At 39.4% G+C, this 26,902-nt stretch carries 15 protein-coding genes; 12 read left to right on the plus strand and 3 right to left on the minus strand.

Translation table 11 applies throughout. The features are described from left to right. The first annotated feature begins 208 nt into the window (after positions 1–208). From ACE1ET_RS11025 to ACE1ET_RS11045, 5 genes are all read left to right on the plus strand, one after another. A complete protein-coding gene (locus ACE1ET_RS11025) occupies positions 209–9,937 on the plus strand; it encodes a LamG-like jellyroll fold domain-containing protein (RefSeq protein WP_375728460.1) in 9,729 nt (3,242 codons plus the stop codon). Positions 9,938–9,987: 50 nt separating this feature from the next. Continuing rightward, the gene (locus ACE1ET_RS11030) at positions 9,988–10,635 is read left to right on the plus strand and encodes a T9SS type A sorting domain-containing protein (RefSeq protein WP_375728461.1); all 648 of its coding nucleotides are present in this window, start codon (positions 9,988–9,990) and stop codon (positions 10,633–10,635) included. Positions 10,636–10,797: 162 nt separating this feature from the next. Continuing rightward, positions 10,798–11,616: a 3-methyl-2-oxobutanoate hydroxymethyltransferase gene (panB, locus tag ACE1ET_RS11035; RefSeq protein WP_375728462.1), complete on the plus strand. Its 819-nt coding sequence runs from the start codon at positions 10,798–10,800 to the stop codon at positions 11,614–11,616. Between the two features lie 14 nt (positions 11,617–11,630). After that, complete coding sequence (locus ACE1ET_RS11040) at positions 11,631–12,323, plus strand: RluA family pseudouridine synthase (protein ID WP_375728463.1); 693 nt, start codon at positions 11,631–11,633, stop codon at positions 12,321–12,323. A gap of 10 nt (positions 12,324–12,333) precedes the next feature. Further along, the gene (locus tag ACE1ET_RS11045; protein ID WP_375728464.1) at positions 12,334–14,286 is read left to right on the plus strand and encodes a glycoside hydrolase family 97 protein; all 1,953 of its coding nucleotides are present in this window, start codon (positions 12,334–12,336) and stop codon (positions 14,284–14,286) included. 76 nt (positions 14,287–14,362) lie between these two features. On the opposite strand, the gene nadC is transcribed toward ACE1ET_RS11045, so the two are convergent. Together nadC and ACE1ET_RS11055 are read right to left on the minus strand one after the other, a co-directional pair. Next, on the minus strand, positions 14,363–15,208 hold the full coding sequence (gene nadC / locus ACE1ET_RS11050; protein WP_375728465.1) for a carboxylating nicotinate-nucleotide diphosphorylase: 846 nt from the start codon (positions 15,206–15,208) through the stop codon (positions 14,363–14,365). Positions 15,209–15,224: 16 nt separating this feature from the next. Beyond that, positions 15,225–15,599, minus strand: coding sequence for a DUF4783 domain-containing protein (locus tag ACE1ET_RS11055; RefSeq protein WP_375728466.1), 375 nt, complete (start codon positions 15,597–15,599; stop codon positions 15,225–15,227). A gap of 120 nt (positions 15,600–15,719) precedes the next feature. On the opposite strand from ACE1ET_RS11055, the gene rlmH reads away from it, so the two are divergent. The 7 genes from rlmH to ACE1ET_RS11090 all read left to right on the plus strand — a co-directional run bounded on the left by rlmH (position 15,720) and on the right by ACE1ET_RS11090 (position 25,185). After that, positions 15,720–16,193 carry a 23S rRNA (pseudouridine(1915)-N(3))-methyltransferase RlmH gene (gene rlmH, locus ACE1ET_RS11060; protein WP_375728467.1) on the plus strand — a complete coding sequence of 158 codons (474 nt, stop codon included), beginning with the start codon at positions 15,720–15,722 and terminating at the stop codon, positions 16,191–16,193. Next, positions 16,186–19,842, plus strand: a complete 3,657-nt coding sequence (locus ACE1ET_RS11065; RefSeq protein ID WP_375728468.1) for a sensor histidine kinase — start codon at positions 16,186–16,188, stop codon at positions 19,840–19,842. Before rlmH ends, ACE1ET_RS11065 begins: the two co-directional genes overlap by 8 nt. Positions 19,843–19,844: 2 nt before the next feature. Continuing rightward, positions 19,845–20,633, plus strand: coding sequence for an MBL fold metallo-hydrolase (locus ACE1ET_RS11070; RefSeq protein WP_375728469.1), 789 nt, complete (start codon positions 19,845–19,847; stop codon positions 20,631–20,633). An 11-nt stretch (positions 20,634–20,644) separates the two neighbouring features. Further along, complete coding sequence (locus ACE1ET_RS11075; RefSeq protein ID WP_375728470.1) at positions 20,645–21,187, plus strand: DJ-1 family glyoxalase III; 543 nt, start codon at positions 20,645–20,647, stop codon at positions 21,185–21,187. 33 nt (positions 21,188–21,220) lie between these two features. After that, the gene (ruvX, locus tag ACE1ET_RS11080; RefSeq protein WP_375728471.1) at positions 21,221–21,634 is read left to right on the plus strand and encodes a Holliday junction resolvase RuvX; all 414 of its coding nucleotides are present in this window, start codon (positions 21,221–21,223) and stop codon (positions 21,632–21,634) included. 5 nt (positions 21,635–21,639) lie between these two features. Beyond that, positions 21,640–22,191, plus strand: a complete 552-nt coding sequence (def, locus tag ACE1ET_RS11085) for a peptide deformylase (RefSeq protein WP_375728472.1) — start codon at positions 21,640–21,642, stop codon at positions 22,189–22,191. Positions 22,192–22,302: 111 nt separating this feature from the next. Next, positions 22,303–25,185 (plus strand): glycoside hydrolase family 2 TIM barrel-domain containing protein, encoded by a 2,883-nt coding sequence (locus ACE1ET_RS11090; protein WP_375728473.1) that lies wholly within the window; start codon positions 22,303–22,305, stop codon positions 25,183–25,185. On the opposite strand, the gene gltX is transcribed toward ACE1ET_RS11090, so the two are convergent. Continuing rightward, entirely contained in the window at positions 25,177–26,697 is a 1,521-nt protein-coding gene (gltX, locus tag ACE1ET_RS11095) for a glutamate--tRNA ligase (RefSeq protein ID WP_375728474.1), read from the minus strand. The genes ACE1ET_RS11090 and gltX overlap by 9 nt on opposite strands. Between the last annotated feature and the right edge of the window lie 205 nt (positions 26,698–26,902).

A 26,902-nucleotide genomic window follows, 5' to 3' on the forward strand; every position in this document is an offset into this window, starting at 1 on the left:
GATCCGTTTTTTTAATTTAATCGCATGGTTTATGCCTTTGAATATTGACAAGTATCTGTTTGTTATTTATTTATGCTAAAATATATTTACTGAATATACTTTTTGTGTGAAAGTATATTTTATGTTAAAAAAGTTTTAAGTATTGCCTTTTTTGTTATTTTTGTATTAATTAATTGAATATTTTGGCTGTTTAATCAATACTATCACCATGAAACGGATTTATCTCACTCTATTATTGTTCATCTCAATTTTAACAATTTCATTTTCTCAAACTTGTATAAGCAATGCAAGTGAGTTGGAGGAACCATTCTTTGCAGCAGATTTTGAACGTAACTCATATGTAAGAATAAGTAACGGAAATGATGACACACGAGGAATGCAGGTTTATCATGATGAAGATTTTACAGTAGATATATGGGTGTATCCACAATTTTCAAAAGATGCCAGCAACTACTATTTTATTTATAGTTATGGTAAGTGGGATGATGATCATAATAGTTTTTTTGTTGCATTTGAGAGCAAGGATCATTCAGGGGACAAATGGGCCATTAGGGTGTCTGATGGTAATGATGATGGTAGTAACAGCGATCTGCTTTGGAAGTTTACTCCAGATTATTATGAGGCAAATTTTCACAATAAATGGACTCATATTTGCGTGGTTCTTGATTCTCCGAGCGATAAGGATGGAGATGCAACAGTAAAGCTTTATGTGAATGGATCATACAAAAGCTCGCAAACCGGTTTTGATATGATATCATATGGAAGCGGAGATAGTGAAATCAGTTATCAGAAGTACAGTTATCTGGGCGAAGGCCTGTCTCCTTACACTAGTTATAATGAAGCTTTCTATGGTTATATGTCCGGGTTAAGGTTATGGGACAGAGCGTTAACCTCAACAGAGATTCAATACGTTAAGAACAAAACTTTTTTCGACATAAATTCATTCATACCTGAATATCAGTATTTGTTCAACAGTTTGAGAGTCAATATGTACCGGGATGTAAATAATAATAATAACATTGCTTCAACCACTTATGATGCTTTAGGTATAGGAATGGTGGAATATAATATTCCGGCTCATTATAATGAGCATCATCCTGCAAATCCGGTCAAACCTTATAATTTGACACTAACCGAAAATTGTGATAATATTTACCTGCATTGGGATAAATCTGTTTTCTCGGGAACCTCGGCGATACTTAGACGACAAATTTCACCCATCGAGGAGTATGATTTTACCTTATTATGTCAGACAAATGCAGACTATTATCAGGACAACAGTATTGAAAAAGAGACAGAATACGAGTATAAAGTCGAATCAAGATGGTATAACCCGGACAACCCTCTTAACACGGTACAGGGAATATATATTTCGGAAGGGGAATTAATCAGAGGTAGATCAAAAGCTTATGCTTATCCACGCAATTTTTCTGTTGAAGATGATCAGACCTGTAATGGAAAGCTTGTGTTCTCCTGGACTGAAAGCAGTGAGGCCATTTATGGTTATTCCATATTTTCAAAAACTTCGGATGAAAGTTGGAATCTTGTTACAGATATTACAGATAAAGGGACGACAAATTATGCCTATGATGTTCCGGATCAACAATACGGAGAACCGGTAACATATGCCATAGAAGCCAGAAATGACGGCTGTACCTATTTTGAAGATGGAGGTGATGTGCTTGCAAGAACAAATAAGCCATGTACCGAAAATCCACAGAATATAACGGCAAGCGAAGAAGCCGGAAATATAAGAATTGACTGGGACTTTACACAGCCGGCATCGGCTTTGGCTACCGGTTTCAGAATTTACAGAAGAGTTGTTAACGGAAATACTATTCTGATTGATGAATTGGAAAATCAGCCGAATGTCAGGATTTATATTGATGAGTCTGCCGGATCGTGTATTGAATATGAGTATATGATTCAGGCAGTTAACAGCTGTACGTATGACACCCATAATGGCGAGTCAGCGTGGAGTGCGGGTTTTAATAAAAGCCTTGATTTTACGGATGTATTCATTCCTGAGAGCATCGACGCTTCGAAGGGATATTTTAACGATCGTGTGGTGTTGGAATGGGCTGTTGACCCGGATCAGCGGCCGGATATTAATGCTTTTGAAATTTATCGAAAGTCATCCAAAGCAAACAGTTTTACTCTGCTCTCAACCGTTACAAATCCAAATGCTACAGAATATGTTGATAAGGATCTGGATGCCAATGTGCTTTATCAATACAAAATTATTGCGCGAGCCGAATGTAACAGCAGTTACGAATATTCCGAAGAACAATTTACCGAAGGATTCAGAACCAATGTAGGAATCGTTAGCGGTAAAACATCATTCGCGGGAGGTAATGCAGTTCAGGGAGTGGAAATAAGGGTGGAAAGCAATTATTTTTCTCCGTCGCATTGTATTTATCAGGATGGAAGTACTGAGCCGTTATATTTTGTTAAAACACTAAACGACCTTGATTCGTTGCAAACAAAGCCATTTGGTTTTGAAGCGTGGATCAAACCGGAACGGTTAAACTTTACCTTGCTTTCTGCAGGAGCATTTAAATTATATTTTCTGGAAGGTATTCCGGTGGTTAAAATTGCAGAAAAGGTTAATGAAAATATATTTACGTCCATTCTTTCAGGGTCGGACGCAATTCCGACAGGACAGTGGACGCATGTGGCGATCAATGTATCGCCAACTGAAATATCCTTATTTGTAAATGGCCAACAGAAGGCATCAAAAACAGCAGGATTCAGAAGTTGGACTGCAGTAAATATCACTGGATTTGAAGCTGGTGACACAACATTTGTTATAGGTATTGGTGATAATAATTATAAAGGCTATCTGGATGAAGTCAGGTTTTGGAATACAGAAAGGCCTGAAGAAGATATTTACCGTGATTATAAACGTATCCTGACAGGAGAAGAAAAAGACTTGATTTCATATCTGCGTATGGATGAAGGTTTTGGAAACAGTACTTATGATGTGTCCAATATCAGAGGAAATTATCATAAAAATCATTTTGCAGCCGATACCATTATCTGGAGCACCCAGGTTCCCCCGGAAGAGCTGTTGCACGTATCAGGCATAACCGATGAATATGGCAATTACAAGATTTCCTCTATTCGGTATGACGGAAGTGGTGGTACATTCAGGATCATTCCGATGCTTGGTGTGCATGAGTTTGATCCGGCCGATATCGAATTATTTATTGGGGATAATTCTCCGGTTCATAATAAAATTGATTTTACCGATATTTCATCGTTTGTAGTTAAAGGAAAGATTGTTTACGAAGGAACCAATTTCCCCGTAAAAGATGTGTACATAAAAGTTGATGGCGATTATGTTAAGGGAGCTGACAATATGCCGGTGGCAACTAAAGAGGATGGTACGTATCAGGTGGATGTTCCTATTGGGCAGCACTATATTGAGGTAGAGAAAAACGGACACACATTTATATCTGCTTATTATCCGGGAAAAGATTCAAATGGAGATATACTGAAGCACTATTTTAATGTACCTATTGATAATCTTAATTTTTACGATAAAACCAGGGTTAAGCTGATTGGGAAAGTAGTTGGCGGCCCGGTTGAAGCGGCTAAACAATCCGGTTCTGTCAACAATCCTGCAAAGAATAATCTGGGAGTAGTTGAAATTACATTGACCAGCCTAGGCGAACAGTATAATTTACCTAATGGCAAACGTGATACCACATTTTATACAAGTCCGAATGATGGTAATTTTGAAATTGATCTTTTGCCGGAAGTTTATAAACCCAAAGATGCCTTATCAATAGGTAACACAACATATAAGTTTAATCGTGACGAGGATTTAACAACCATTGATCTGAGAAACGTTTTCAACGAAAAATATGTGGTGGATTCTGTATATGAGACAAACCCCGACGGTTCAGAAACACTGGTGGGAGTGGATACCGTTTTGATTTACAATCAGGAGCGAAACTGGATTTGGAGAAATACACCGGAACTGGAGGTTTATAATGGAAATGGTTCATCGTTATTGGGTGATTCCATTATTTTATATGATAACGGTCTTGGTGAATATGCGCCTTTAATAATAGCATCAACAGCAAGTGATGGTATGCCGGAATATAAATTCGGACATCCGTCATATACCATGGGGAATCCGTACAGTTTGTTGATCGTAGCCATTGAAAGCTATGAAAATAATGATCAGCCGGAAGTTGTAGATAAAGTTCCTGTTACGGATGGCGAAGTTTACATAATGAATGACTGTGCCGTTAACAGTGATAATTACAGTATTGGATTAAATGAAGAAGGCTATGCCATTTACCGCTTCAGTGCTGGAATGCCAAATCTAGCTAATCCATATACGCATAATATGGATATTCAGTTGATGGTTGATAATGTGGCATACCAGTGGAGCGAAGCGCCTTTGGTCTGCTATGTGTTTGGCGCTGTTCCTACCGGGAATAATTTTGTGACAAAGGGACCAGACAAAGTAGATTTTATTTTGCGTGACCCTCCGGGATCAAATTCCTACGCCTTTTTCGAAGAAGGTTTTACCACCACAGAGGTGAACACAACCAATCTTATTAATGGCTGGGAGCAGGAAACCAGTCTGGTACACATGCTTGGTGTTAGAATAGCTACCCAGGCTGGATCACCCTTTTTCTCCGTTCAGAATGAATTTAAATCAGACAATTCTATTGGTGTAACAGTCCAAACCGGATTAAACTGGGGCACAGGAAGTAGCGAAAGTACCACGGTTACCTATAACCAGGGTTTTAGTACCAGTGAATCGGCGGATTATGTGGGCGACATGGGCGATGTGTTTTTCGGGCGAAGCACCAATATGATTTATGGCCTCGCTACATTTTTGCAGGTACTTAAACCCGGTGATGCACTGGATCAGGGTACACTAAAGGATTCTGTTGATTTTGATGGTACAACTTATTGTATTGGACAGCGAAAAGGCTTAAGAATGTCTCCGGAAGTGAAGACTACGTTTGTGTATACACAGAATCATATAGAGAATGCCTTGATACCCAATTTAATAATGTTAAGAAACCTGTTCTTTACTTCCCATCCGGGCAATTACGTTTCGCACGTGGTAAGTCAGGATGATTCAAGGTACCTGTCGAACAACGACGATGAAATATTGTGGGGCAGCGACGCTACGCCCGATGATCCCCATAACGGCCTTTCGTACACTTATATGCCTGATAACGATGCAGAAGGCCATCCCAAGTGGGATTCAGATTCCGTGAGGTTTTATAATCAGCAGATAGCACAGTGGGAAAGCAAGCTTAGGCTTAACGAAAAGCAAAAAGTCAAGGCTAAAAAATTCAAATCAGAAACAGGCATTCCTGAAAATGTGTCGTTTGATGCGGGTACCAGCTACGAAGCCAGTATCGAAAACAGTGTGGATTCAACAGAAACCAGTTCCTTTGAATACGAAATGAATGCCGGATTGGCTCTCGAACTGGGTTTTTCTATCAATAAATTCGGGTTCAGACTCGAAACAAAACAAACCTGGCATTTGGATTACACGCATGACAGTGAAACAACCACCACGCAAAACAATACCGTTGGTTTTGTTTTGGCAGATGAAGATGCAGGCGACTATTATACAGTAGATATCAGGGAATGTCAGTCGGGTAACGGGCCCGTGTTTAGAACCCGTGGAGGACAAAGTTCCTGTCCTTATGAAGGAGTTACTTTATCGAAATATTATAAACCAGGAGAGGTGCTGAACGAAGCTACCATGCAGATTGAGAAACCTTCAATTTCTGCACCGCAGCAGTTTGTTTCAGGTGTGCCGGAAACAGAACCGGCAGTCTTTACCTTAGAGCTGGCCAATACATCCGAGACAAACGATGACGGATGGTATATTTTAATGGCTGATCCTTCCAGTAATCCTGACGGAGCAAAAATTTATGTGGATGGGACTTCAATGGGGGCAGAAGGTAAAGCAATTCTGTTACCTGCCGGTAAAACAATTTATAAAACGGTAGAAGTTTATAAAGGAAAATCTGATGTGGATGAATACAATGATCTTGCAATGATAATTCATTCGCAATGTCAGTTTGATCCTACCAATTTCTGGGAAGATATTGCAGATACGGTTTTATTGTCAGCTCATTTTGTTCCGTCATGTTCACCGGTTAATCTGGCTGAACCTTTGGATCAGTGGATTGTAAATGCTGATATGAACGATACCTTGCCGGTTCTTATTAATGGATATAACCTGCAACATGAACGGTTGAAAAGCATCGGATTCCAATATAAACCACAAAGTTCATCTACATGGACAACATTATACTGGTGGGTAAATGATCCGCTGTTGGCCAATAATGATGCTGTTGAAGATACGTTTAGTCTAAGTGGCAGCAGCAATGCACGTTTGCAGTGGAATATGTCTGAACTCAGAGACAGGGCATACGATTTAAGAGCTGTAACCTATTGTAATGATGGTAACAAGAATTATTCTGATGTAAAAGCAGGTATTCTGGACGGCATCAGGCCTTCTGTATTTGGGCATCCGCAACCTTCGGATGGTATATTATCTGCCGGAGAAGATATCTCTGTTCAATTTAGTGAGGAGATAGAAACAGGTTTACTGACTTCAGAAAACTTTGTGGTCAAGGGCGTTCTGAATGGCTATGAAATCGATCACCAGGCAAGTCTCGGGTTTGATGGATCAGCGTCCTATGCCACCGTTCCTGCCGGTGTAAACCTCTCATATAAATCGTTTACACTTGAATTCTGGGCAAAAACAACAGGGGACGGAACTTTCTTTTCATATGGTTCTCCGGATCAATCTGTTGGATTGGAAATATCAGGTGGAAATAGTCTGACAGCTTATCTTGGAACGGAATCTGCATCAGGTTCTGTTAGTACAGATACAGAAAACTGGCATCATTATGCGTTTGTATACGATCTTGATGGAAACAGGTTTAAGATTTATCTGGATGATGAGGAAGTTATAATTCACGATATGCCGGATACTTATTTATATGGAGGAAACGGGCCCTTAAATTTTGGAACGTCATTGGCAAATGTTAAATTCCTGAACGGAAATATGCATGATGTAAGAATATACAGCGAAGCCAGAAATCTTTCTGTGGTATATTCCGAGATGTATAATGCACCTGCATTTACTGATCCTTCCTTAATAGGATACTGGCCAATGGATGATGCAACAGGAACTCTTGCTGAGGATATTGCCGAAAACAGGCATGCAGAAATAAATGGAGCAGAATGGAGTGTTGATCCCAAAGGAAAAGCGGTAAATATCGGTTCAGATAGTTATATTTCACTGGATGCGACACTGATTCCGGTTAGCCAGGATGAGGATTATACCATTGAATTCTGGTTCAAGGCAGATATTCAGTCTGACACTGCAGCATTGTTCAGTTGTGGTATACAGGGAAAATCCAGACCTGAACATTGTCTTGAAATTGCTGCATTACCGAATGGTCATCTCATGCTTGGAACCATGAATGGTAATATGGAAATAACCTCATTCAACACTTTTGATAATACATGGCATAAATTTGCATTGACAGTTTCACGGATTGGTGAAGCAAAAGTTTACCTTGATGGTGAAATCACGTGGACCGTAACTAATAGTCAGGTCAATGGATTTGCAGGTTATGAAATACTCATTGGTGCAATAAAACGGCGTACTGCTTCCGAATTTGATGGTGAGGTGATGCATTATTTCAATGGTTTGGTGGATGAGATGCGCATCTGGAATGCAGAAATTAAGGAAAATGAATTGTCGCTGAACAGCAATAACAGGCTGACTGGCAGTGAAACAGGGCTGATTGCATATTACCCGTTTGAACAGTATGAAAAGGATAACTTTGATCAGCTTGTACAGCATGATTCAAAAACTGATGCATCAAAGATCAGTGCTGAGGCTATTTTTACAGGATCGGTAACATTCTCTGATGATGCACCAAATATTAAGGATGTTAAACCGGCAGAGGAAGTGCCTGTAATCTTTACAGCCAACGGAGATAAGATTATACTCACACCTGATGTTGATCCTGAGCGCATTGAAAAGTGTATTCTGGATATTTCTGTCGTTGGTGTTGAGGACCTTCATGGAAACTCTATTGCATCACCTGCAAAATGGAGTGCTTATGTTCATCAGAATAATCTTTTATGGTCGTCATCTGAAGTTGAAGCCGAAAAGATGGTTGGTGAAACAGGAACCTTCGACGTCTTAGTTTATAACAAGGGTGGTGCTGTTGAAAGCTTTTTGATCACAAATCTTCCGGACTGGTTAACCGTAAATGAGTCGTCAGGCAGCATTGATCCGGAAAGTGAAAAGCATATTGAATTTACAATATCCGGCGCATTAAATATTGGAGACTATCAAACAGCGGTTTATCTCACATCTACTGATGGTTTTGATGAGAAGTTGAATGTCAACGTGAAAGTAAGAGGTGAAGATGTGAAATGGAGCATAGAGGATCAGGAATTTGAATATTCCATGTCTGTTTTTGGTAAACTGATCATTAATGGTCAGGTTTCAACGGATATTGATGACAGGGTTGGCGCTTTTGTTGGAGACGAATGTCGAGGCGTATGTAATTTGAAATATTACAGCGATTATAACATCTATCTTGTGCCTATCCAGATTTATGCCAATAAAGAAGGTGAGACAGTAACATTTAAAGTATGGGATGCCAGTACAGGCCGAACTCATGGAAATGTAACACCTGAACTGATATTCCAGGCGGATGATATTATGGGTAGGCCGTCTACTCCGATCGAAATTATCGCAAACGATGATGTTGAAGATGATATCATAATTGATGCCGGATGGAACTGGCTCTCTTTCAATCTTGAAACCGATACATTATGTTCCGTTGATGGTCTGATGAAAGATGTAAAATCGACCACCGGAGATATTATAAAAGGATCGACAGCTTTCGATAATTATGTAACCGGTCTGGGCTGGAATGGCTCACTTTCAGCAGCAGGTGGTCTCGAAATTGGCAAGCTTTACATGATGAAAAACAGCTACAGCGACAATCTGATCTACTACGGTATTTCGGCCAAAACTTCGGATTATCCGATTGTTCTGCAGCCCGGCTGGAGCTGGATAGGTTACGTGCCTCAGACGATGATGCCGGTTAATGATGCGTTGGCTTATTACACACCACAAACTGATGACCTGATAAAAGGCAGAACACGTTTTGCAATGTACGATCCGGTTATGGGATGGATAGGAAGTCTTGAATATCTCGAACCAAACAAAGGATACATGTACTATTCCGGTGCATCAGAGAATGTATCATTCCTATATCCTGAGCAGTCGCTTTACACAAAAGGAGCGGTGATGAACGTAAATAGTAATCTTAGCATTATACCCGCAGAGTACAGTAATTCAATGAATATTGTGGCCGAAGTTGTCGGAATGGACAGCAGGGACTATAATCTCATGGTTTATACTGGTGATAATTTCAGGGGCATTGTTGAACCGGAAATTGTAAACGGAGTACCGGTCTATTTTCTTTCCGTTGGTGGAGAAAACGGGGATGATTCGGAATTGCGTTTTGAACTTTCTAATGGGCAGCAATCAATAGAGCTGTTTGGTTCCGGTGAAATTCAACTGGGTATAAATCAGATTCTGGGCACTGTAAAAAGTCCTGTGCAATTGTTTACAGAAGATGCCAGGGCAGGGTTTGGAAATTCAGGTATCTATGTTTATCCCAACCCGTTTGCTTCAGTCGTTGATATCTTTGTTGATCCATCAAAGGCAGAACAAATTATAATACAGGATATGGCCGGTAGAACTGTAAAAGTAATTCAGATTGATAGTAACAGGGTGACCTGGAATGGAACAGATGACAGTTCTGCTAACGTTGCACCAGGAAGCTATATGGTTAAGGTTCAGGCCGGATCGGAAGAGACAGTTATAAAACTTATTAAATTATAAAATGAAATTTCCGGGCAGAATATTCCTGCCCGGAATAAAAAATATATATCATGAAAAAACTCTTTACATTAAGCTTATTGTTTCTCTGCTTATGTCATTTGGATATAAATGCTCAGGATGAATGGACGGTTAATCCGGCAAATTTTCAGAATACAATGACCATAACCTGTATGGCACGATATGATTGGGCTGTCGTAAATGATTCTGTTACAATTGCTGCATTTGTTGAAGGCGAATGCCGGGGAGTTAAGGAGTCGGTTTATATTCCTGAAGTAAACAAACATGAGGTTTTCCTGATGGTTTACAGTAATACGCAAAATGAAAAAGTGAATTTTAAAGTTTATTTTAAAAAGATGAATCAGACAGTTGATATCATGGATACGGTTGTTTTCACAAGCAATGCCATAATTGGGAACTATAATTCACCTAAAATATGGCGAACTGAAACAAATCTGGCTGTTGAATCTATCAACTTTGAAACCGTAACATTGTATCCAAATCCGGTACACCGCGAATTAAAAATAAGTAACGGACAACCAATCCGTGAAATCATTATTTATTCATTAAACGGGGAGGAGCTTATAAGGGATAAAGCTGGAAACAAGACTGTAGATGTATCAACATTAAATCCCGGAATCTATTTTTGTAAGCTATCTGATGGGAAGAACGCTGTTGTTAAGCGTTTTATGAAAAAATGAAATACGTGATTTAAAAATTGAATTAAGAAATTTTGTCTTTAGGGATGTGCTTAGGCCTCCCTTTTTTTATGGATATAAAAATAATTTGAATAATCCATATAAAGACTTTTTTTACCTTTGTTGATCGAATCAGGGACTTACTTTCCCGTAAACAGATGTATTATGTCAGCAATTACAGGAGACAGAAAAAGAGTAACAACACACCGCCTTTCTGAAATGAAACTGCGCGGTGAAAAAATATCAATGTTAACAGCCTACGATTATTCTATGGCCAGAATTGTGGATCATGCAGGAATAGATGTTATTCTTGTCGGTGATTCGGCATCAAATGTTATGGCCGGAAATGAGACCACTTTGCCAATTACACTTGATCAGATGATTTACCACGGAAGTTCGGTAGTAAAAGCTGTGAACACGGCGCTTGTTGTGGTGGATTTGCCGTTTGGATCATACCAGGGGAACTCCAAGGAAGCCTTAAGTAGTGCAATTCGTATTATGAAAGAAACACATGCGGATGCTGTAAAACTGGAAGGTGGAAGTGAGGTGCTTGAATCTGTCAACAGGATATTGTCTGCCGGAATCCCAATTATGGGTCATTTGGGCCTGACACCGCAATCGATCCATAAATTCGGAACTTATTCCGTTAGGGCAAAAGAGGAGGCCGAAGCCAATAAATTGGTGGAGGATGCGAAACTGCTTGAAGAAGCAGGATGCTTTGCCATAGTACTTGAAAAAGTTCCTGCAGCTTTGGCCGAGAAAGTTGCAAAAGAGCTGACTATTCCGATAATTGGTATTGGAGCTGGTCCGGGGGTGGATGGGCAGGTGCTTGTATTGCATGACATGCTTGGCATAAATCAGGAATTTTCACCCCGTTTTTTACGACGCTATCATAACTTATTTGCCGAAATTAAAGGTGCCGTTGAAAATTATGTGCAGGATGTAAAATCTGTTGATTTCCCAAATAAAAAAGAGTCCTATTAATTCAGGTTTACCGGATGGAGGATATAAATATTTTATACGAGGATAATCACCTGATTGCAATAAATAAAAGCACTTCAGATCTTGTTCAGGGAGACAAAACAGGCGATGAGACTTTAGCAGACAAAATAAAAAGGTATATCAAGGTTAAGTATAATAAACCCGGAGATGTTTTTCTTGGTGTAGTACACAGACTGGACAGGCCTGTAAGTGGTGTGGTGATTTATGCCAGAACTTCAAAAGCGCTGGCCAGAATGAATAAGATTTTTCAGGATAGGGAGGTCGACAAAATTTACTGGGCTGTGGTGAAACAACAGCCAGAAAAGCCGGAGGACAAACTGATTCACTGGCTGGTTAGGAACCAAAAACAGAATAAATCGTATGCTTATGAAAGTGAGCGTCAGGATGCTAAAAAAGCTATCCTGAGTTACCGTACATTGTCTATACTTACAAACTATAGTTTGCTGGAAGTAAAGCTGGAAACGGGCCGTCATCATCAGATAAGAAGTCAGCTGGCTAAAATAGGATCTCCTATAAAAGGGGACCTGAAATACGGATTTGCACGTTCTAACCCTGATGGAGGAATTTCGTTGCACGCCAGACAAGTAAGTTTTATTCACCCTGTTCAGAAAAAGGAAATCACGATAACGGCAGATCCACCCAAAAATGATAACTTATGGAACGCATTTATGGAAACTATAACCGATTAATAATACTTATATGAAAAAGCTTTTACTATTTACCGTAATGACGATTGCATCTTTTTCGGTATTCTCTGAAAATCAGATTAAGTCGCCTGACCAAAAAATTACACTAACATATGATGTGTCGGATCAGGTGACATGGAGCGTTTCATTCAATGGTCAGCCAGTTATTGAAAATGGAGTGATTGGACTGGTTACGAACGGTAAGGATTTGATGAAAAAACAAAAGATTCGAAAATCTTACACAGGATTGGTTATTCAAAATGTGAAACCTTCGGTTCCGTTAAAATATGCGGATCATACCGTTCAGTATAATCAGGATAGATTGGTTCTGAAAAACGGATTGACACTGGTATTCAGGGTATATAACCGTGGTTTGGCATACCGCATATTAACTGATTTCAGAAAAGAATCTGCGATTGAAAATGAAATTGTGCAATTTGATTTTGAACCTGGCTCAGCATTGCTTTTCCCCCAGGAGGATCAGTTGATTTCGCATTATGAAAGACAATATCTTGATTTGAAAATTGATGATGTAAAACGTGATATGTTTTGTTCTCTGCCAATGCTGGCAACTGTAAATGGCATTCGTATTGGAATAACTGAGGCAGACGTTACGGGCTACCCGCAAATGTTTCTGAAGGGAAATGGCAGTATGGGACTATCGTCTCTTTATCCTCAATATCCGTTGGAAATTGAACCGGCAGAACGTGGTGGAGACCGTAATGTAGTTATTACGAAAGAGGCAGATTATATTGCTAAAATAAAGCCTGGAAAGGATCTGCCATGGCGCGTGTTTATGATTGCAGATAACGATAAAGCCCTTCTGGAGAACGATTTACCTGTGTGTCTTAATAGTGGGGCAAAGATTCCGACAGACTGGATTAAACCGGGTAAAGTGGCCTGGGACTGGTGGAATGCCAATAATATTTACGGCGTTGATTTTAAATCGGGGATCAATACAGAAACCTACAAATATTATATTGATTTTGCTTCGAAGTATGGGCTGGAATATATTATACTGGACGAAGGTTGGTCAAAAACCACAACTGATATTTTGAAATCAACAGATGATATTGATCTGGATGAGTTGATTTCGTACGGCAAACAAAAAAATGTGGACATAATACTTTGGGTTTTATGGAAACCGCTTGAACAGCATCTAAATGGGGCACTTGATCTGTATGAGAAGATGGGCGTGGCAGGAATCAAGGTCGATTTTATGCAACGTGCCGATCAACTCATGGTTGAATATTACGAAAATGTAGCGCGTGAAGCGGCAAAACGTCATTTGCTGGTAGATTTTCACGGTGCATTTAAACCGTCGGGTATTGAGGCTTTGTATCCTAATGTTGTAAATTATGAAGGAGTAAAAGGTCTTGAAAACGATAAGTGGAGTGATCTCATAACACCTGAACATGACGTGACACTTCCGTTTACACGTATGCTCGCCGGTCCAATGGATTACACCCCTGGTGCCATGCGAAATGCCCAGGAAATTAATTTCAGTATATCATTTGAACGTCCAATGAGTCAGGGTACACGCTGCCATCAGGCTGCCATGTATGTGATTTATGAAGCACCATTGCAGATGCTGGCTGATTGTCCGTCCAATTATTTAAGGGATCCTGAATATACCGGGTTCATTGCTGAATTTCCTACGACCTGGGACGACATAAAAGTACTTGAAGCTAATGTTGGTGATTATGTGGTACTGGCCAGAAGACATGGAGATAAATGGTATATTGGTGGCATGACAGACTGGACTGAACGCGAATTTGAGCTATCACTTGATTTTTTGCCGGACGGTAAAACATATAAACTGATAATGGTTAGTGATGGGGTGAACGCAAACCGTATGGCCGAAGATTATAAACTGTCAGAATCAAAGGTTGTGAAAGGAACCAATCTTCACGTTAAAATGGCCAAAGGCGGTGGTTTTGCCGGAATTCTGGAACGAGTGGATTAATAAAAATTATAATAAAGAAAAACACCGTAGCGATTTCGTTACGGTGTTTTTTATAAAATTTATGTTATGCTATAATCTAAATTGCTTTCAAACTCATATCCAGACTTTTTACAGAATGAGTCAGTGCCCCAACAGAAATATAATCAACACCGCATTCTGCATAGTCCCGTAATGTTTCGAGAGTAATTCCGCCGGATGATTCTGTTTCGTACCTGTTGTTGATAATGTTCACTGCTTTTTTTGTATCCCCGGTATTGAAATTATCCAGCATAATCCGGTGAATTCCGCCCACTTCCAGAACCTGATTCAGTTCATCGAAATTACGTACTTCCACTTCAATTTTCAGATTTTTGTTATGATCCTTCAGATATTTTTGAGTGGTTTTAATTGCTTTTTCGATACCTCCGGCAAAGTCCACGTGGTTGTCTTTCAGCATCACCATATCAAAAAGCCCCATTCTGTGATTTTCACCACCACCAATTTTTACCGCCATCTTTTCCAGAATTCTCATGCCTGGCGTTGTTTTTCGGGTATCAAGTACTTTTGTGTGTAATCCTTTAAGCTTATCCACGTAAACAGCAGTACGCGTTGCAATACCGCTCATGCGCTGCATAATGTTTAGCATCAGACGCTCGGTTTGCAGCAGGCTTTGTGTTTTTCCTTCTACTTCGAAAGCAATATCACCAACTTTTACGCGCGATCCGTCCTGTATAAAAACATTGATTTTTAATTCCGGATCAAACCGGTGAAAAACCAGTTTAGCTACTTCAACACCTGCTAATACGCCGTCTTCCTTAATGATTAAACGTGATTTTCCTATGGCATCTGCCGGAATACATGAAAGAGTGGAATGGTCGCCATCGCCAATGTCTTCTTTAAATGCCAGCTCAATGAGTGCATCAATGTATGCATTTGAAATCATGTGTAGGGAATATTATTTATTTAATTCTGATCTGATGGATTAACGTTGTACTGCCTTTACCACGAAGTAAAAAAGTAATACGGTATGTTTTATTATTCTTTGTTGTAAGATTTCCGATTAAATATCGTGCATCTTCCCGTGTACTGTCGTAGGCAATATTGAAATCGACCGGTGGATTCTTTTTGAAAAATTCGCTCATTACCATTTGAGCCTGGGGTTTAGTGTACATTTTATCATCATCATTAATAACAATTTCGACAGAAGAATTAAAGAGTTGTGATAGTTGACCAGCACTTCCCATTTTAATGGCAGAGGTTAGATTATCCACCGTTTGAGCTTTTAGCAATGTAGCGGATAAAACCAAGGTAAGTATAATAAGTATTTGTTTCATCAATTTTCTTTTGCCTTATGCAAATTTAATACCAATACGCAATAATAAAAATTATTTAGCATTTTTAGCAGGTTGTTGGGTAAATGTTAACTTTGTAAAGGCCTGCATAAAAAGGAACTGATGAATATTAAACTGATTACCGTAGGGAAAACCGATTCTGATCATGTTAAAGTTGGTACGGAGCTTTATATTAAACGGATAAGACGGTATATTAATTTTGATTTTCTGGTAATCCCTGATCTGAAAAAATCAAAAAAAAGATCGGAAGACGTTCAGAAAGAGCAGGAGGGGAAACTGATTCTAGAAAATTTGCAGGCGGGCGATTTTCTGGTTTTACTGGATGAACACGGTAAAGAACTCCGATCTGTTGATTTTGCAGAGTTTATTCAGCAGCGTATGAACAGCGGAATAAAACAGCTGGTATTTGTTATTGGAGGGCCTTACGGCTTTGGTGAGGAAGTGAAAGAACGTTGCAATTATAAATTATCCCTCTCAAAAATGACCTTTTCGCATCAATTGGTACGTGTTTTGTTTGCGGAACAGCTTTACAGGGCGTTTTCCATTATTAAAGGTGAACCCTATCATCATGAATAAAGAGAAGCAAAATAAATATTTTATTACACTATTGGTACTGAGCACGGTTTTTATCATAACCGGACTCTTATCCGAAAATATTTATTTGTCTCCATCCAAAAAATCAGAAGTAAAAAATAAAATTGAATCCCACATTCAGAGTAAACAAGCTGAGCTCAGAAATCTGTTGAATTCTTACCGGTTGGATCTGGCTTCTGATTCATTTTATGTTGACCACTTTAATACATTACTTCATCAGTCGGAAAAAGAATTCTATTTGTTCGGTTTTCAGAACGGAGCAATGTCTTTCTGGAACTCCAATAAGATAATTATAGATACAACTGAAGTTGATCACCTGGCTAACACTGTCGTCGAATTTCCCAATTCGTATTGTATGTGGGACAGTATAAATGTAGGCACCAAAACGCTGTATGGATTTTATCCCATTGAATTTATCTACCGTATCGAAAACAGATTTATAAAGAGTTATTTTCAACCGGAACTGGAAATTCCGGAGCATTCGGTCATATATCTTACTAATCTTGGAAAAACTTCAAGTATCCGTGGAATTGATAACCAGATATTGTGTTATCTGGATATTGGTCCGGTTAATACCAGAGCCAATATTTTCAAAATAGTTGGGCTCTTTTCATTTCTTTTGTTTCTGCTCTTTGTTTGGGGTGCATTCCTGTTACATATTGCCAAAATCAGAAGCAAGTTAAAGAGAAACCTTCTTATTCTGCTATCTTTCGGGATAATCTTTTTGATAGTGGCGTTTATTGGAGGTTTGGAATATCCTGTTTTGCTGAATTATACAGAATTATTTTCACCTTCTGTTTTTGCAATGCCGGGATTATTTAAAAACCTGGGATTGATACTGGTATTTGGGATGCTATGGATCCTGTCGGCGTTGCTTTTTAAGGAAAGGTTTGCATTTGGAAAGTTAACTCATATCAAAAACGTGATATTCTCCATTTTGATGGGAATTACATTTGTGGAGATTATTCGATTGTATGTGAATGTAATCGAGCACTCGGTTATCAATTTTCAATTGCAGTTGCTTAAGGATGTAGATATGTATTCTTTACTGGCTTATCTCATCTTTATTTTGATGTTCGGTGGATGGTTCTTAATTGTTGATGCATTTGCTAAATATATCAGTTGTGTTAAAGATGCAAGAGTATACATTTTTTCATCGTTGGCAATACTTGCCGGATCAACGGTGTTATTTACTTTTATCAGAGATATAAATCTTACGTTGCCAGCTTTGATGGCGATTGCAATTGCTGGTGCTTCATATATCATCAGGAGCAGGACTTCCGGTGGTTATAATTTTATGAACCGTTTCGTCATTATTCTATTGTTCAGTATCCTGGGGTGGATTATGTTTTGGCAAACGCAGGATGAGACAGACAGGTCTAAGGAAGATACCTTGCTTGGGAATCTTGCTTTCAGTGTTCTCAAAGAGCGCGATCCAATTACTGAAATTAACCTTATAAATAAAACTGAAGGGATCTTCAATGATTACTATATAAAGCAGATGGTCTCAGGAGAAGATATAAAAGTAGACCAGCTTCAGGAGTACCTTCGTAAGTTTTACCTGAATGAGTTTTGGCGTAAATATGATATTCAGGTGGTATTATGCTGGCCCGGAACAGATTTGTATGTGGGAGAGGATGGCGATAATAATGATTGTTACAACTATTTTTCAGGGATGATTAATGAAATAGGTGAGCAAATTAATGAATCTGATGTATACTATCTTGATAATTATAACGGGCGCGTTAATTACTTTGTCTGGATCAAATATAATCAGGGCCAGGATAATGAGGTGTCTTTATTTATCGATCTTGAAACCCGTAGTACTTCAAAAGGCATAGGATATCCTGAGCTTTTATCGGACAATAATATTGATCTCAGTAACCTGTATGATGACTACAGTTTTGCACGGTATGTTGATGGTAAACTGGTAAATTATGCCGGAAACTACCAGTATAACACATTAAGCGACTGGGTAAAGAATGATACAGTTCTTCAGGTCTTTAACGGATATATCCACCGGTTCTATAAAACCGGCAACAATGAGTTATTTGTGCTGTCCAAGCCAGAGCGTTCAACATTCGATACGCTGTTATTCCTTGTTTATCTGTTTTTGTATCTTTTCATTTTGACGTATATCGCGATTTTCTTCACAGGTTTATTTAATCAAAGATCCAAAAACAACCGGACACTGGCATACAGGATCAGGCAAAATGTACTCCTGATTTTGCTCCTGAGTTTTATGCTTGTGGGGGCTACATCCATCTATTTTAACGTACGGCAATATAAAAACAAGCAGCTTGAAGTGTTGCAGGAAAAAAATAAAAGTGTTCTCGTGGCACTTGATGGTTATCTGGGGCAGGTCAGCTCTCTTAATGATATCGATTTACGTGAGTTTACCTCTTTGTTGCAGAATCTTTCCAATACATTGTATATCGATATTAATGTATACGATACAGATGGAAGACTGGCTGCTACCTCCCGACCCGAAGTATTTCAGCGTGAAATAATAAGCCGGAGAATAGATCCTGCATCTTACTATAAGCTTAAATATGATAAACAACCTTTTGTGCTGACCAATGAATCATTGGTTGGCCTCAACTATTTATCAGCTTATCAGCCCATCAGTAACTGGGAGAATAACTTTCTGGGTTATGTTAACCTGCCGTATTTTGTAAGTTCCGATGAACTGTCAAATGATGTGAGTGATTTTATTGTGGTTCTGTTGAATATCTATCTTATATTCGTCATTATAGCGGTATTTCTTACAGTATTGTTGACCCGGGAAATAACCAGACCGCTGCTTTTAATCCGTGAAAAACTTGCAGGATTCCGCTTGCGTGGAGCAAATGAAAAAATTGATTATCATGGCAGAGACGAAGTGGCCCAACTGGTTGAAGATTATAACCGACTCGTGGATGAACTTGAGAAAAGTGCTGAACAGTTAGCCACTTCAGAACGTTCTATGGCCTGGAGGCAGATGGCAAGACAGATTGCTCATGAGATAAAAAATCCGTTAACGCCAATGAAGTTGAGTATCCAGCATTTGCAAAGGGCAAGAACAGAGGGCGACGAACGGTTTAATGAATTTTTCAAAAAAACAACCAAAACACTGGTTGAACAAATTGATAATCTGAGCCGGATTGCTTCAGAGTTTTCTTCGTTCAGTAAAATGCCGGAATCAAAACCGGAAGTAGTTGATATTATCGAGCGGGCCGGTGTGGCAGTGGATCTTTTTGTAGATACACCCAACGTTAAAGTATCACTTAAAAACAGCAGTCAAAGTATTCTTGTTTATGCCGACAGGGAGCAATTAAAACAGGTCTTTAATAATCTGATTAAGAATGCTATTCAATCTGTACCTCAGGACCGGAAAGGGATTATAACTGTGACTGTTACTGAAGAAAACGGCTTTGCCCGTGTTCAGATAACAGATAACGGAAAGGGTATTCCTGAAGACTCCAGGAGTAAACTGTTTGAACCGAATTTTACAACAAAGTCCAGCGGAATGGGACTTGGTCTGGCGATCACAAAAAATATTGTGATTAACTCCGGTGGCGATATCTGGTTTGAAACGGTTGAAAATAAAGGAACTACGTTCTTCTTTACTTTGCCACTTTTTAAACGATAATCATGGTTACAATTACTGTATTAAATGACAATACTCCGGGAAGAGGTATGCTTTCTGAACACGGATTGTCTTTTCACATTCAAACCGATGACAGAAAAATACTATTGGATGCCGGTCCGGGTGACGTATTTAAGAAAAATGCAGATAAACTTGGAATAGATTTGTACGATATTGATGCTGTTGTATTGAGCCATGGCCACTGGGATCATGGCAATGGGTTTAAATACTTGCCAAGTCTGCCACTTTATGCGCATCCTGCGGTGTTTAAAAAAAGATATCATAAAGAAAGGAATGAAGACTATGTTGGTCTGGATTTTAACAGGGCGGATTTTGAGGAGCGGTTTGATCTGCATATTACCGATAAACCGTTTCAGCTTGGCAGGAATATATGGTTCCTTGGTGAAATTCCCAGGCTGAATAAATTTGAATCAAAATCAACAGCTTTTATTGATGAGGCCGGAACTGAGGATTATATTCCTGACGATACCGGGGTAGCAGTAAGAACAAAAGGCGGACTGATCGTTATTTCTGGATGTGCTCATGCCGGAATAGTTAATACGATTAATCATGCCCAAAAGGTTACAGGTATTGAAAAAGTCAGGGCTGTTATGGGAGGATTCCATCTTAAAAAGGCAGATGAAGTTACACGTCAGACAATAAGAGAGATAAAGCAGTTGGATATTAAAGAAGTTTATCCGTCGCATTGCACTGATCTGCCCGCTTTGGCAATGTTTTTTAACACTTTTGGTATGAACCAGGTTAGAACGGGCGACGTTTTAACTTTTGAATAAAACACAAAACTATGGTATATGTACATTTCGCAGAAGGGTTCGAGGAAATTGAGGCAGTGTCTATTGTAGATGTACTTCGGAGAGCAGGAATACCGGTTAAAATGATATCGGTTACAGGCGATAAACTTGTTGCCGGAAATCACAGTATACCTGTCATGACGGATGTATTATTTGAAAATGCGGATTATTCTGAAGCAGATATGCTTGTATTGCCCGGAGGACTACCCGGTGCACATAATTTAAGAGCACACAAAGGATTGGAATCAAAGCTTTTGCAGTATAAAAAAGAAGGCAAATGGATAGGTGCAGTATGTGCTGCGCCTTATGTACTTGGAGATTTGGGAATTCTTGAAGGCGAAAAAGCAACCTGTTATCCCGGATTTGAAGATCATCTGGATGGAGCTGTTAAAGTTATTGAACCTGCTTTGATTTCAGGTAAAGTAGTTACCGGAAGAGGACCTGGCGTGGCAATAAAATTCGCTTTGAAAATAGTAGAAGCGTTAAAAGGAGTGGATATTGCAAATGAGGTAGCTCATAAGATGTTAGTTGATTAACGATTATATTCGGTTATATTTGCAAGAAATTTTATGGGCAGAATAGTAGCAATTGATTACGGTAAAAAAAGGGTAGGTCTTGCAGTGACAGATCCGCTTAAACTGTTTGCCCAGGGACTAACAACAGTCAGTAGTGATCAGATTTATATATTTCTAAAATCTTATGCGGAAAAAGAGAAGATAGAAGCATTTGTTGTGGGATGGCCAATGAATCTGGATAATACACCGGCTGAATCAATGCAGTATGTGGAGCCATTTGTTAATGGTTTAAAAAAGCGGTTTAAAACAATTCCTGTTGATCTGGTGGATGAGCGCTTTACTTCGGTTTTGGCTCAAAAAGCCATGTTGATGGGAGGACTTAAAAAGAAACAGAGACAAAATAAAGCACTGGTGGACGAAATCAGTGCACAAATTATATTACAATCCTGGTTGGATTCAAAAAGGTAAATGAAATGATACTTCCTGTAGTCGTATACGGACACCCTGTATTAAGGAAAGTTGGTGAAGATATTACACCTGACTATCCTCATTTGAATGAATTGATAGAAAACATGTTTCAAACCATGCATAATGCTGACGGTATAGGTTTGGCCGCTCCTCAGGTAGGTTTGTCGATTCGTATGTTTGTCATTGATCTTTCCATCATGGGAAATGAAAATCCGGAATTTGCAACGTTTAAAAAAGCATTTATTAACGCTCAAATTGTGGAAAAAACCGGAGACGATGAATTTGAGGAAGAAGGATGTCTTAGTATTCCGAATATAAGAGAACGTGTATTAAGAAAAAACAGGGTAAGAATAAAATACCTTGATGAGAATTTTGAAGCACATGATGAAGTATATGAAGGTTGGATTGCACGCGTAATTCAACATGAATATGATCATATTGATGGCCGCTTGTTTGTGGATTTAATATCTCCATTAAGACGCAGACTGATTAAAAATAAGTTGATTGCCATCTCAAAGGGCAAAATATCAGCTGGTTATAAGACTAAGATTGCCTGATATTAACATTTTGTCAGCATGGGTAATTTCCCAACTTTTCTTAAGTAAGGCCTTTCTTAATTGTTTTAATTGATGCAATTTGTCTAAATTGGTGACTCTGTTTGAGTGACCATGATCAGACGAATTGTAACAATAATCATGTTTTCAGCATGGATTGTGTCCGTGCTTCGCGCCCAGGTGTTTTCAGGGCGTGAGACGGTGTTGTTCGATTTTGACTGGAAATTCACCAAAGGTTCCATTGCCGGAGCTGCTCAATCTGATTTTAACGATAAAAAATGGCGGGATGTTAACCTTCCGCACGATTGGAGTATAGAAGATTTACCTGTTGTTGCGGATGAAAATGATAAGGTGATTAATTTATCTACAGGTCGTTGGAAGTTTATTCGTGGCGATAACATGGAGTATAAAGAGTATGGCGTTTTTGAAGGAAACTGGGATTTGGTACTGGTTCCCGCTGACTGGATGACATATCCATTGCCGGAAGCTGATCCGCACTGGGGATGGTACCGCCGTTCAATATCTTTGGGTGAAGAAGATCGTGGTAAAAATATTTCGGTTCAACTTGGTAAAATAGGTGATGCCGATGAACTCTATTTCAATGGTAAACTGGTTGGCTCAAGCGGACAAATGCCACCAGCATTTATTTCTGCAAAGAATGAAGAACGGGTTTATATGATTCCTCCGTCTGCAATGAATTATAACGGCAGAAATGTATTGGCTTTACGTGTCTACCGGGAAAGTGGTGAAGGAGGAATATATAAAGATAAACCGATTCGTAAAATCAGTGGTCCCTACGATTCTTACAGCGAGGGTGGTCCTGAGACCGGATACACGATTGGAGGCACTGGCTGGTACCGTAAAATATTTCGGGTCAGCGAAAATGATATAAACAGGGCATTCCGGTTAAAATTCGATGGCGTTTATAAAGATGCCGAGGTCTGGATAAATGGTCACAAAATGGGCATTCATAACAACGGTTATACGCCATTTGAATACGATGTAACAGAATATATCAGACCGGGAGAAGATAACGTGCTGGCCGTTAAAGTAAGTAATACCGGTAAAAACAGTCGCTGGTATTCCGGCTCCGGTATATACAGACATTTATGGCTGATTAAGAGTGAAAGGGTCTTTCACGATGACCGGTATTGCAGGATTGATTATCCGAAAGTTGATACGGCATCTTCTGCCATAAATTTTGTTGCGGGGGTAAAGAATATTACCTCAGATACCATTTTGCTCCGATGGCTGGTTCAGATAGAGGATGCAAATGGGGAGGAGGTACACGTTCAGGAAAAAATGATCAATGTATTTGCTGGTGGACCTCATGAATTTAATATGAGGATGAACATTGACCATGCAAAACTCTGGAGTCCGGATCACCCCAATTTGTATACCTTACGTTCTTCGTTATTTTCAGGTTTGAAACCAATGGATGGGCATATCATTACATTTGGATTGAGAACCATAGATATTTCTCCGGATAAAGGATTGAGAATTAACGGTGAATCAATTGTATTAAAAGGTGGAAACTTGCAGCCTGATAATGGCGCGCTTGGATCAAAATCATTTGATGCTGCCGAATTCAGGAAAATAAAATTGCTAAAAGATGCAGGTTATAATGCAGTGAGGATTGTTCATGCACCACCTTCGTCAGGATTGCTGGATGCCTGCGATCAACTGGGAATGATGGTGGTTGAGGAAACCTTTGACGTATGGCGTGTGGCACGGTTGCCGCAGGATTATCATATGTATTTTGATGATAACTGGAAAGACGATCTGACATCGGTTATTTTACGTGACAGAAATCATCCGTCTGTTATTATGTGGAGCATTGGCGATGATGTGCCTGAGCGGTTTGATCCGGGTGTAGAGGATATGGCAAAAATGTTATCAGATCAGATAAAAAAATATGATAATACCCGACCTGTGACTGCGGGAATCAGCAAGGGAAAAGTTGAATGGAAAAGGGCTGACAACTTTTTTAGCACGATGGATGTTGCCGGTTATAATTATGAAATAGAAAGCTATGCGGCAGATCATAAACGTGTACCTGCAAGAGTAATATGGAATTCATCATCTTATCCGTATGAGGCATGGAATTATTGGGAAAGTGTTCTAAAATATCCTTATGTCGTTGGTGATTTCGTCTGGTCGGCATTTGATTATTTAGGAGATGTTGGGTTAGGGCAATACAGCAGACAGAATGAACCGGAAATATTATATCCATGGACTACGGCATATTGCGGGGACTTCGATATTACAGGTAATAAAAGACCTCAGGCAGAGTATCGTTCAACGCTTTGGAGTTCCAGACCGGAAGTTCATTTGTTTGTAAGAAATCCCAAACCATTGTTTGGAGAACGCAGTAAAATAGCATGGGGCTGGGATGATGTTAGTCCGGTGTGGACCTGGAACGGATATGAATCGTTGTTTTTCGAAGCTGTGGTTTATACAAATTGCAGCGAAGTAAAACTTTTCAGTAACGGTAAGGAAGTGGCAGGAAAAGAAGTGACCCCGGCGATGAAAAATACGGTTACTTTTTTAGTGAAGTATGAACCCGGAACATTGGTTGCTGCCGGGATCAATAACCAAAAAACTGAAGTAACATCGACTCTGAAAACTGCAGGATTTCCCTCTGTTATTGTATTAAAACCTTCAAAAAGCGAAATGTTGGCAGACGGGCAGGATTTGGTATTTGTAGATGTTGAAATTCACGATGATAAAGGTGCTCTGAATCCAAATTACAGAATCCCTTTAAATTTTCAGGTGGATGGACCCGGAGAAATTGTGGGAATTGGTAATGGAAATCCGCAGAACACAGAAAGTTTTCAGGGACCAGTAAAATCCACATACAATGGCAAATGTCAGGTTATTATCCGATCCAGGCGAGAAGCCGGAATCATTCATTTACGTGTTGCCGATATCGGAAAACTGATTCCGGGAGACCTGACCATTAAATCTGAAAGTACCCGAAGATCGTTTTTATGGTAGTACTTCTATAGCTTTCTTCAAACGGCGAATGGTTTCTTCCTTACCGAGGATTGCAATAATGTCAAACATATGCGGCCCTTTACCTTCACCAACAATTGCTAAGCGGAATGCATTCATTATGGCACCCATACCCAGTTCGTTTTCGGTAATCCAGTTTTTAACCGCTTCTTCAGTATGTTCAGTATCAAATATTTCAACTTTTTCAAGAACCGAAATCAGTTGTTGCATTAAATCCGGTGTTTGTTCTTTCCAGCGCTTACGGACAGTTTTTTCATCGTAGCTCTCGGGAGCTTCAAAGAAAAATGATGACTGTTCCCATAAATCCTTAATAAAGGTTGCTCTTTCTTTAACCAGTCCGCAAATAAATGCAAGTTTGTCCTGATCAACTGAAATTCCTTTTTCTTTAAGCAGTGGCATGTAAAGATCTGCAATGCTATGATTATCCAGATTCACAAGATACTGGTGGTTAAACCATTTTGTTTTTTCTGGGTCAAACTTTGAACCTGATTTGCCCACCCGTTCCAGCGTAAAAATCTGGCTCAGTTCTTCCAGCGAGAATATTTCCTGATCCGTTCCCGGGTTCCATCCCAGCAAGGCAAGCATATTAATAAATGCTTCTGGCAGATAGCCATCTTCACGGTATCCTGATGAAGTTTCACCGTTAGTATCGGTCCACTGAAGCGGGAATACGGGAAATCCCATTTTATCACCGTCGCGTTTACTCAGTTTCCCCTGTCCAACCGGTTTCAGTATCAATGGTAAATGAGCAAATTCCGGACGTTTATCCTCCCATCCAAAAGCCCTGTAAAGCAATGCATGAAGCGGGAGAGACGGTAACCATTCTTCACCACGGATTACGTGTGAGATTTGCATGAGGTAATCATCAACTACGTTAGCAAGGTGATAGGTTGGTAATCCGTCAGCTTTAAACAGAATTTTATCGTCCAGATCGCCGGTATTGAAAGTTACATCACCACGAACAATATCGCTGATTGTTACTATCTCATTCTCCGGCATCTTAAAACGTACGACGTAAGCCTCTCCTGCACTGATTTTTGCCTTAACTTCATCGTCGCTCAAGGTAAGCGAGTTTTTTAAGCTCCCACGGGATGTGTGATTATAGATGAATGTCTTTTTCCCGGCTTCATAGGATGACCGGATATTATTTAATTCTTCCGGTGTATCAAACGCATAATATGCCCAGCCACTGTTCACAAGTTTTTCGCTGTATTCCTTATAAATAGCACGCCTTTCGCTTTGCCTGTAAGGACCAAATGAACCATTACCAAAACCGACTCCTTCTTCAGGTGAAATACCACACCATTTTAATGATTCAATAATGTATTCCTCTGCTCCGGGTACAAAGCGGTTTTGATCTGTATCTTCAATACGAAGAACAAAAGTTCCGTTATTTTTTTTTGCGAAAAGATAGTTGAATAATGCTGTTCTTACTCCGCCCATATGTAACGGGCCAGTTGGACTTGGTGCAAATCTTACGCGAACGGTTGACATATTTCTGTTTTATTTATGTGTCGGGTAAAGCAAAATGCTTAACCTGATTTTTTAGTGTGGCAAAGATAATAAAATCGAAGCTTTCCAAAAGTCATGATGAATAATGTTTGTAATCAGAATGAAAGGATCACGACCTTGCTAATTACCGGCATTTTAAATTTCTGCATATTAAATTTAGAACGTCTTTAAATTATGCCAAAGTGTT

The sequence above is a fragment of the Quyinboa mangrovi genome, from assembly GCF_042219825.1.
GTDB lineage: Bacteria > Bacteroidota > Bacteroidia > Bacteroidales > UBA5342 > JBHJHP01.

Bases quoted from the DNA above. Each gene is read 5' to 3' on its own strand.
- ACE1ET_RS11025 (WP_375728460.1), top strand. From the start codon at position 209: ATGAAACGGATTTATCTCACTCTATTATTGTTCATCTCAATTTTAACA.
- ACE1ET_RS11030 (WP_375728461.1), top strand. From the start codon at position 9,988: ATGAAAAAACTCTTTACATTAAGCTTATTGTTTCTCTGCTTATGTCAT.
- panB (WP_375728462.1), top strand. From the start codon at position 10,798: ATGTCAGCAATTACAGGAGACAGAAAAAGAGTAACAACACACCGCCTT.
- ACE1ET_RS11040 (WP_375728463.1), top strand. From the start codon at position 11,631: ATGGAGGATATAAATATTTTATACGAGGATAATCACCTGATTGCAATA.
- ACE1ET_RS11045 (WP_375728464.1), top strand. From the start codon at position 12,334: ATGAAAAAGCTTTTACTATTTACCGTAATGACGATTGCATCTTTTTCG.
- nadC (WP_375728465.1), bottom strand. From the start codon at position 15,208: ATGATTTCAAATGCATACATTGATGCACTCATTGAGCTGGCATTTAAA.
- ACE1ET_RS11055 (WP_375728466.1), bottom strand. From the start codon at position 15,599: ATGAAACAAATACTTATTATACTTACCTTGGTTTTATCCGCTACATTG.
- rlmH (WP_375728467.1), top strand. From the start codon at position 15,720: ATGAATATTAAACTGATTACCGTAGGGAAAACCGATTCTGATCATGTT.
- ACE1ET_RS11065 (WP_375728468.1), top strand. From the start codon at position 16,186: ATGAATAAAGAGAAGCAAAATAAATATTTTATTACACTATTGGTACTG.
- ACE1ET_RS11070 (WP_375728469.1), top strand. From the start codon at position 19,845: ATGGTTACAATTACTGTATTAAATGACAATACTCCGGGAAGAGGTATG.
- ACE1ET_RS11075 (WP_375728470.1), top strand. From the start codon at position 20,645: ATGGTATATGTACATTTCGCAGAAGGGTTCGAGGAAATTGAGGCAGTG.
- ruvX (WP_375728471.1), top strand. From the start codon at position 21,221: ATGGGCAGAATAGTAGCAATTGATTACGGTAAAAAAAGGGTAGGTCTT.
- def (WP_375728472.1), top strand. From the start codon at position 21,640: ATGATACTTCCTGTAGTCGTATACGGACACCCTGTATTAAGGAAAGTT.
- ACE1ET_RS11090 (WP_375728473.1), top strand. From the start codon at position 22,303: ATGATCAGACGAATTGTAACAATAATCATGTTTTCAGCATGGATTGTG.
- gltX (WP_375728474.1), bottom strand. From the start codon at position 26,697: ATGTCAACCGTTCGCGTAAGATTTGCACCAAGTCCAACTGGCCCGTTA.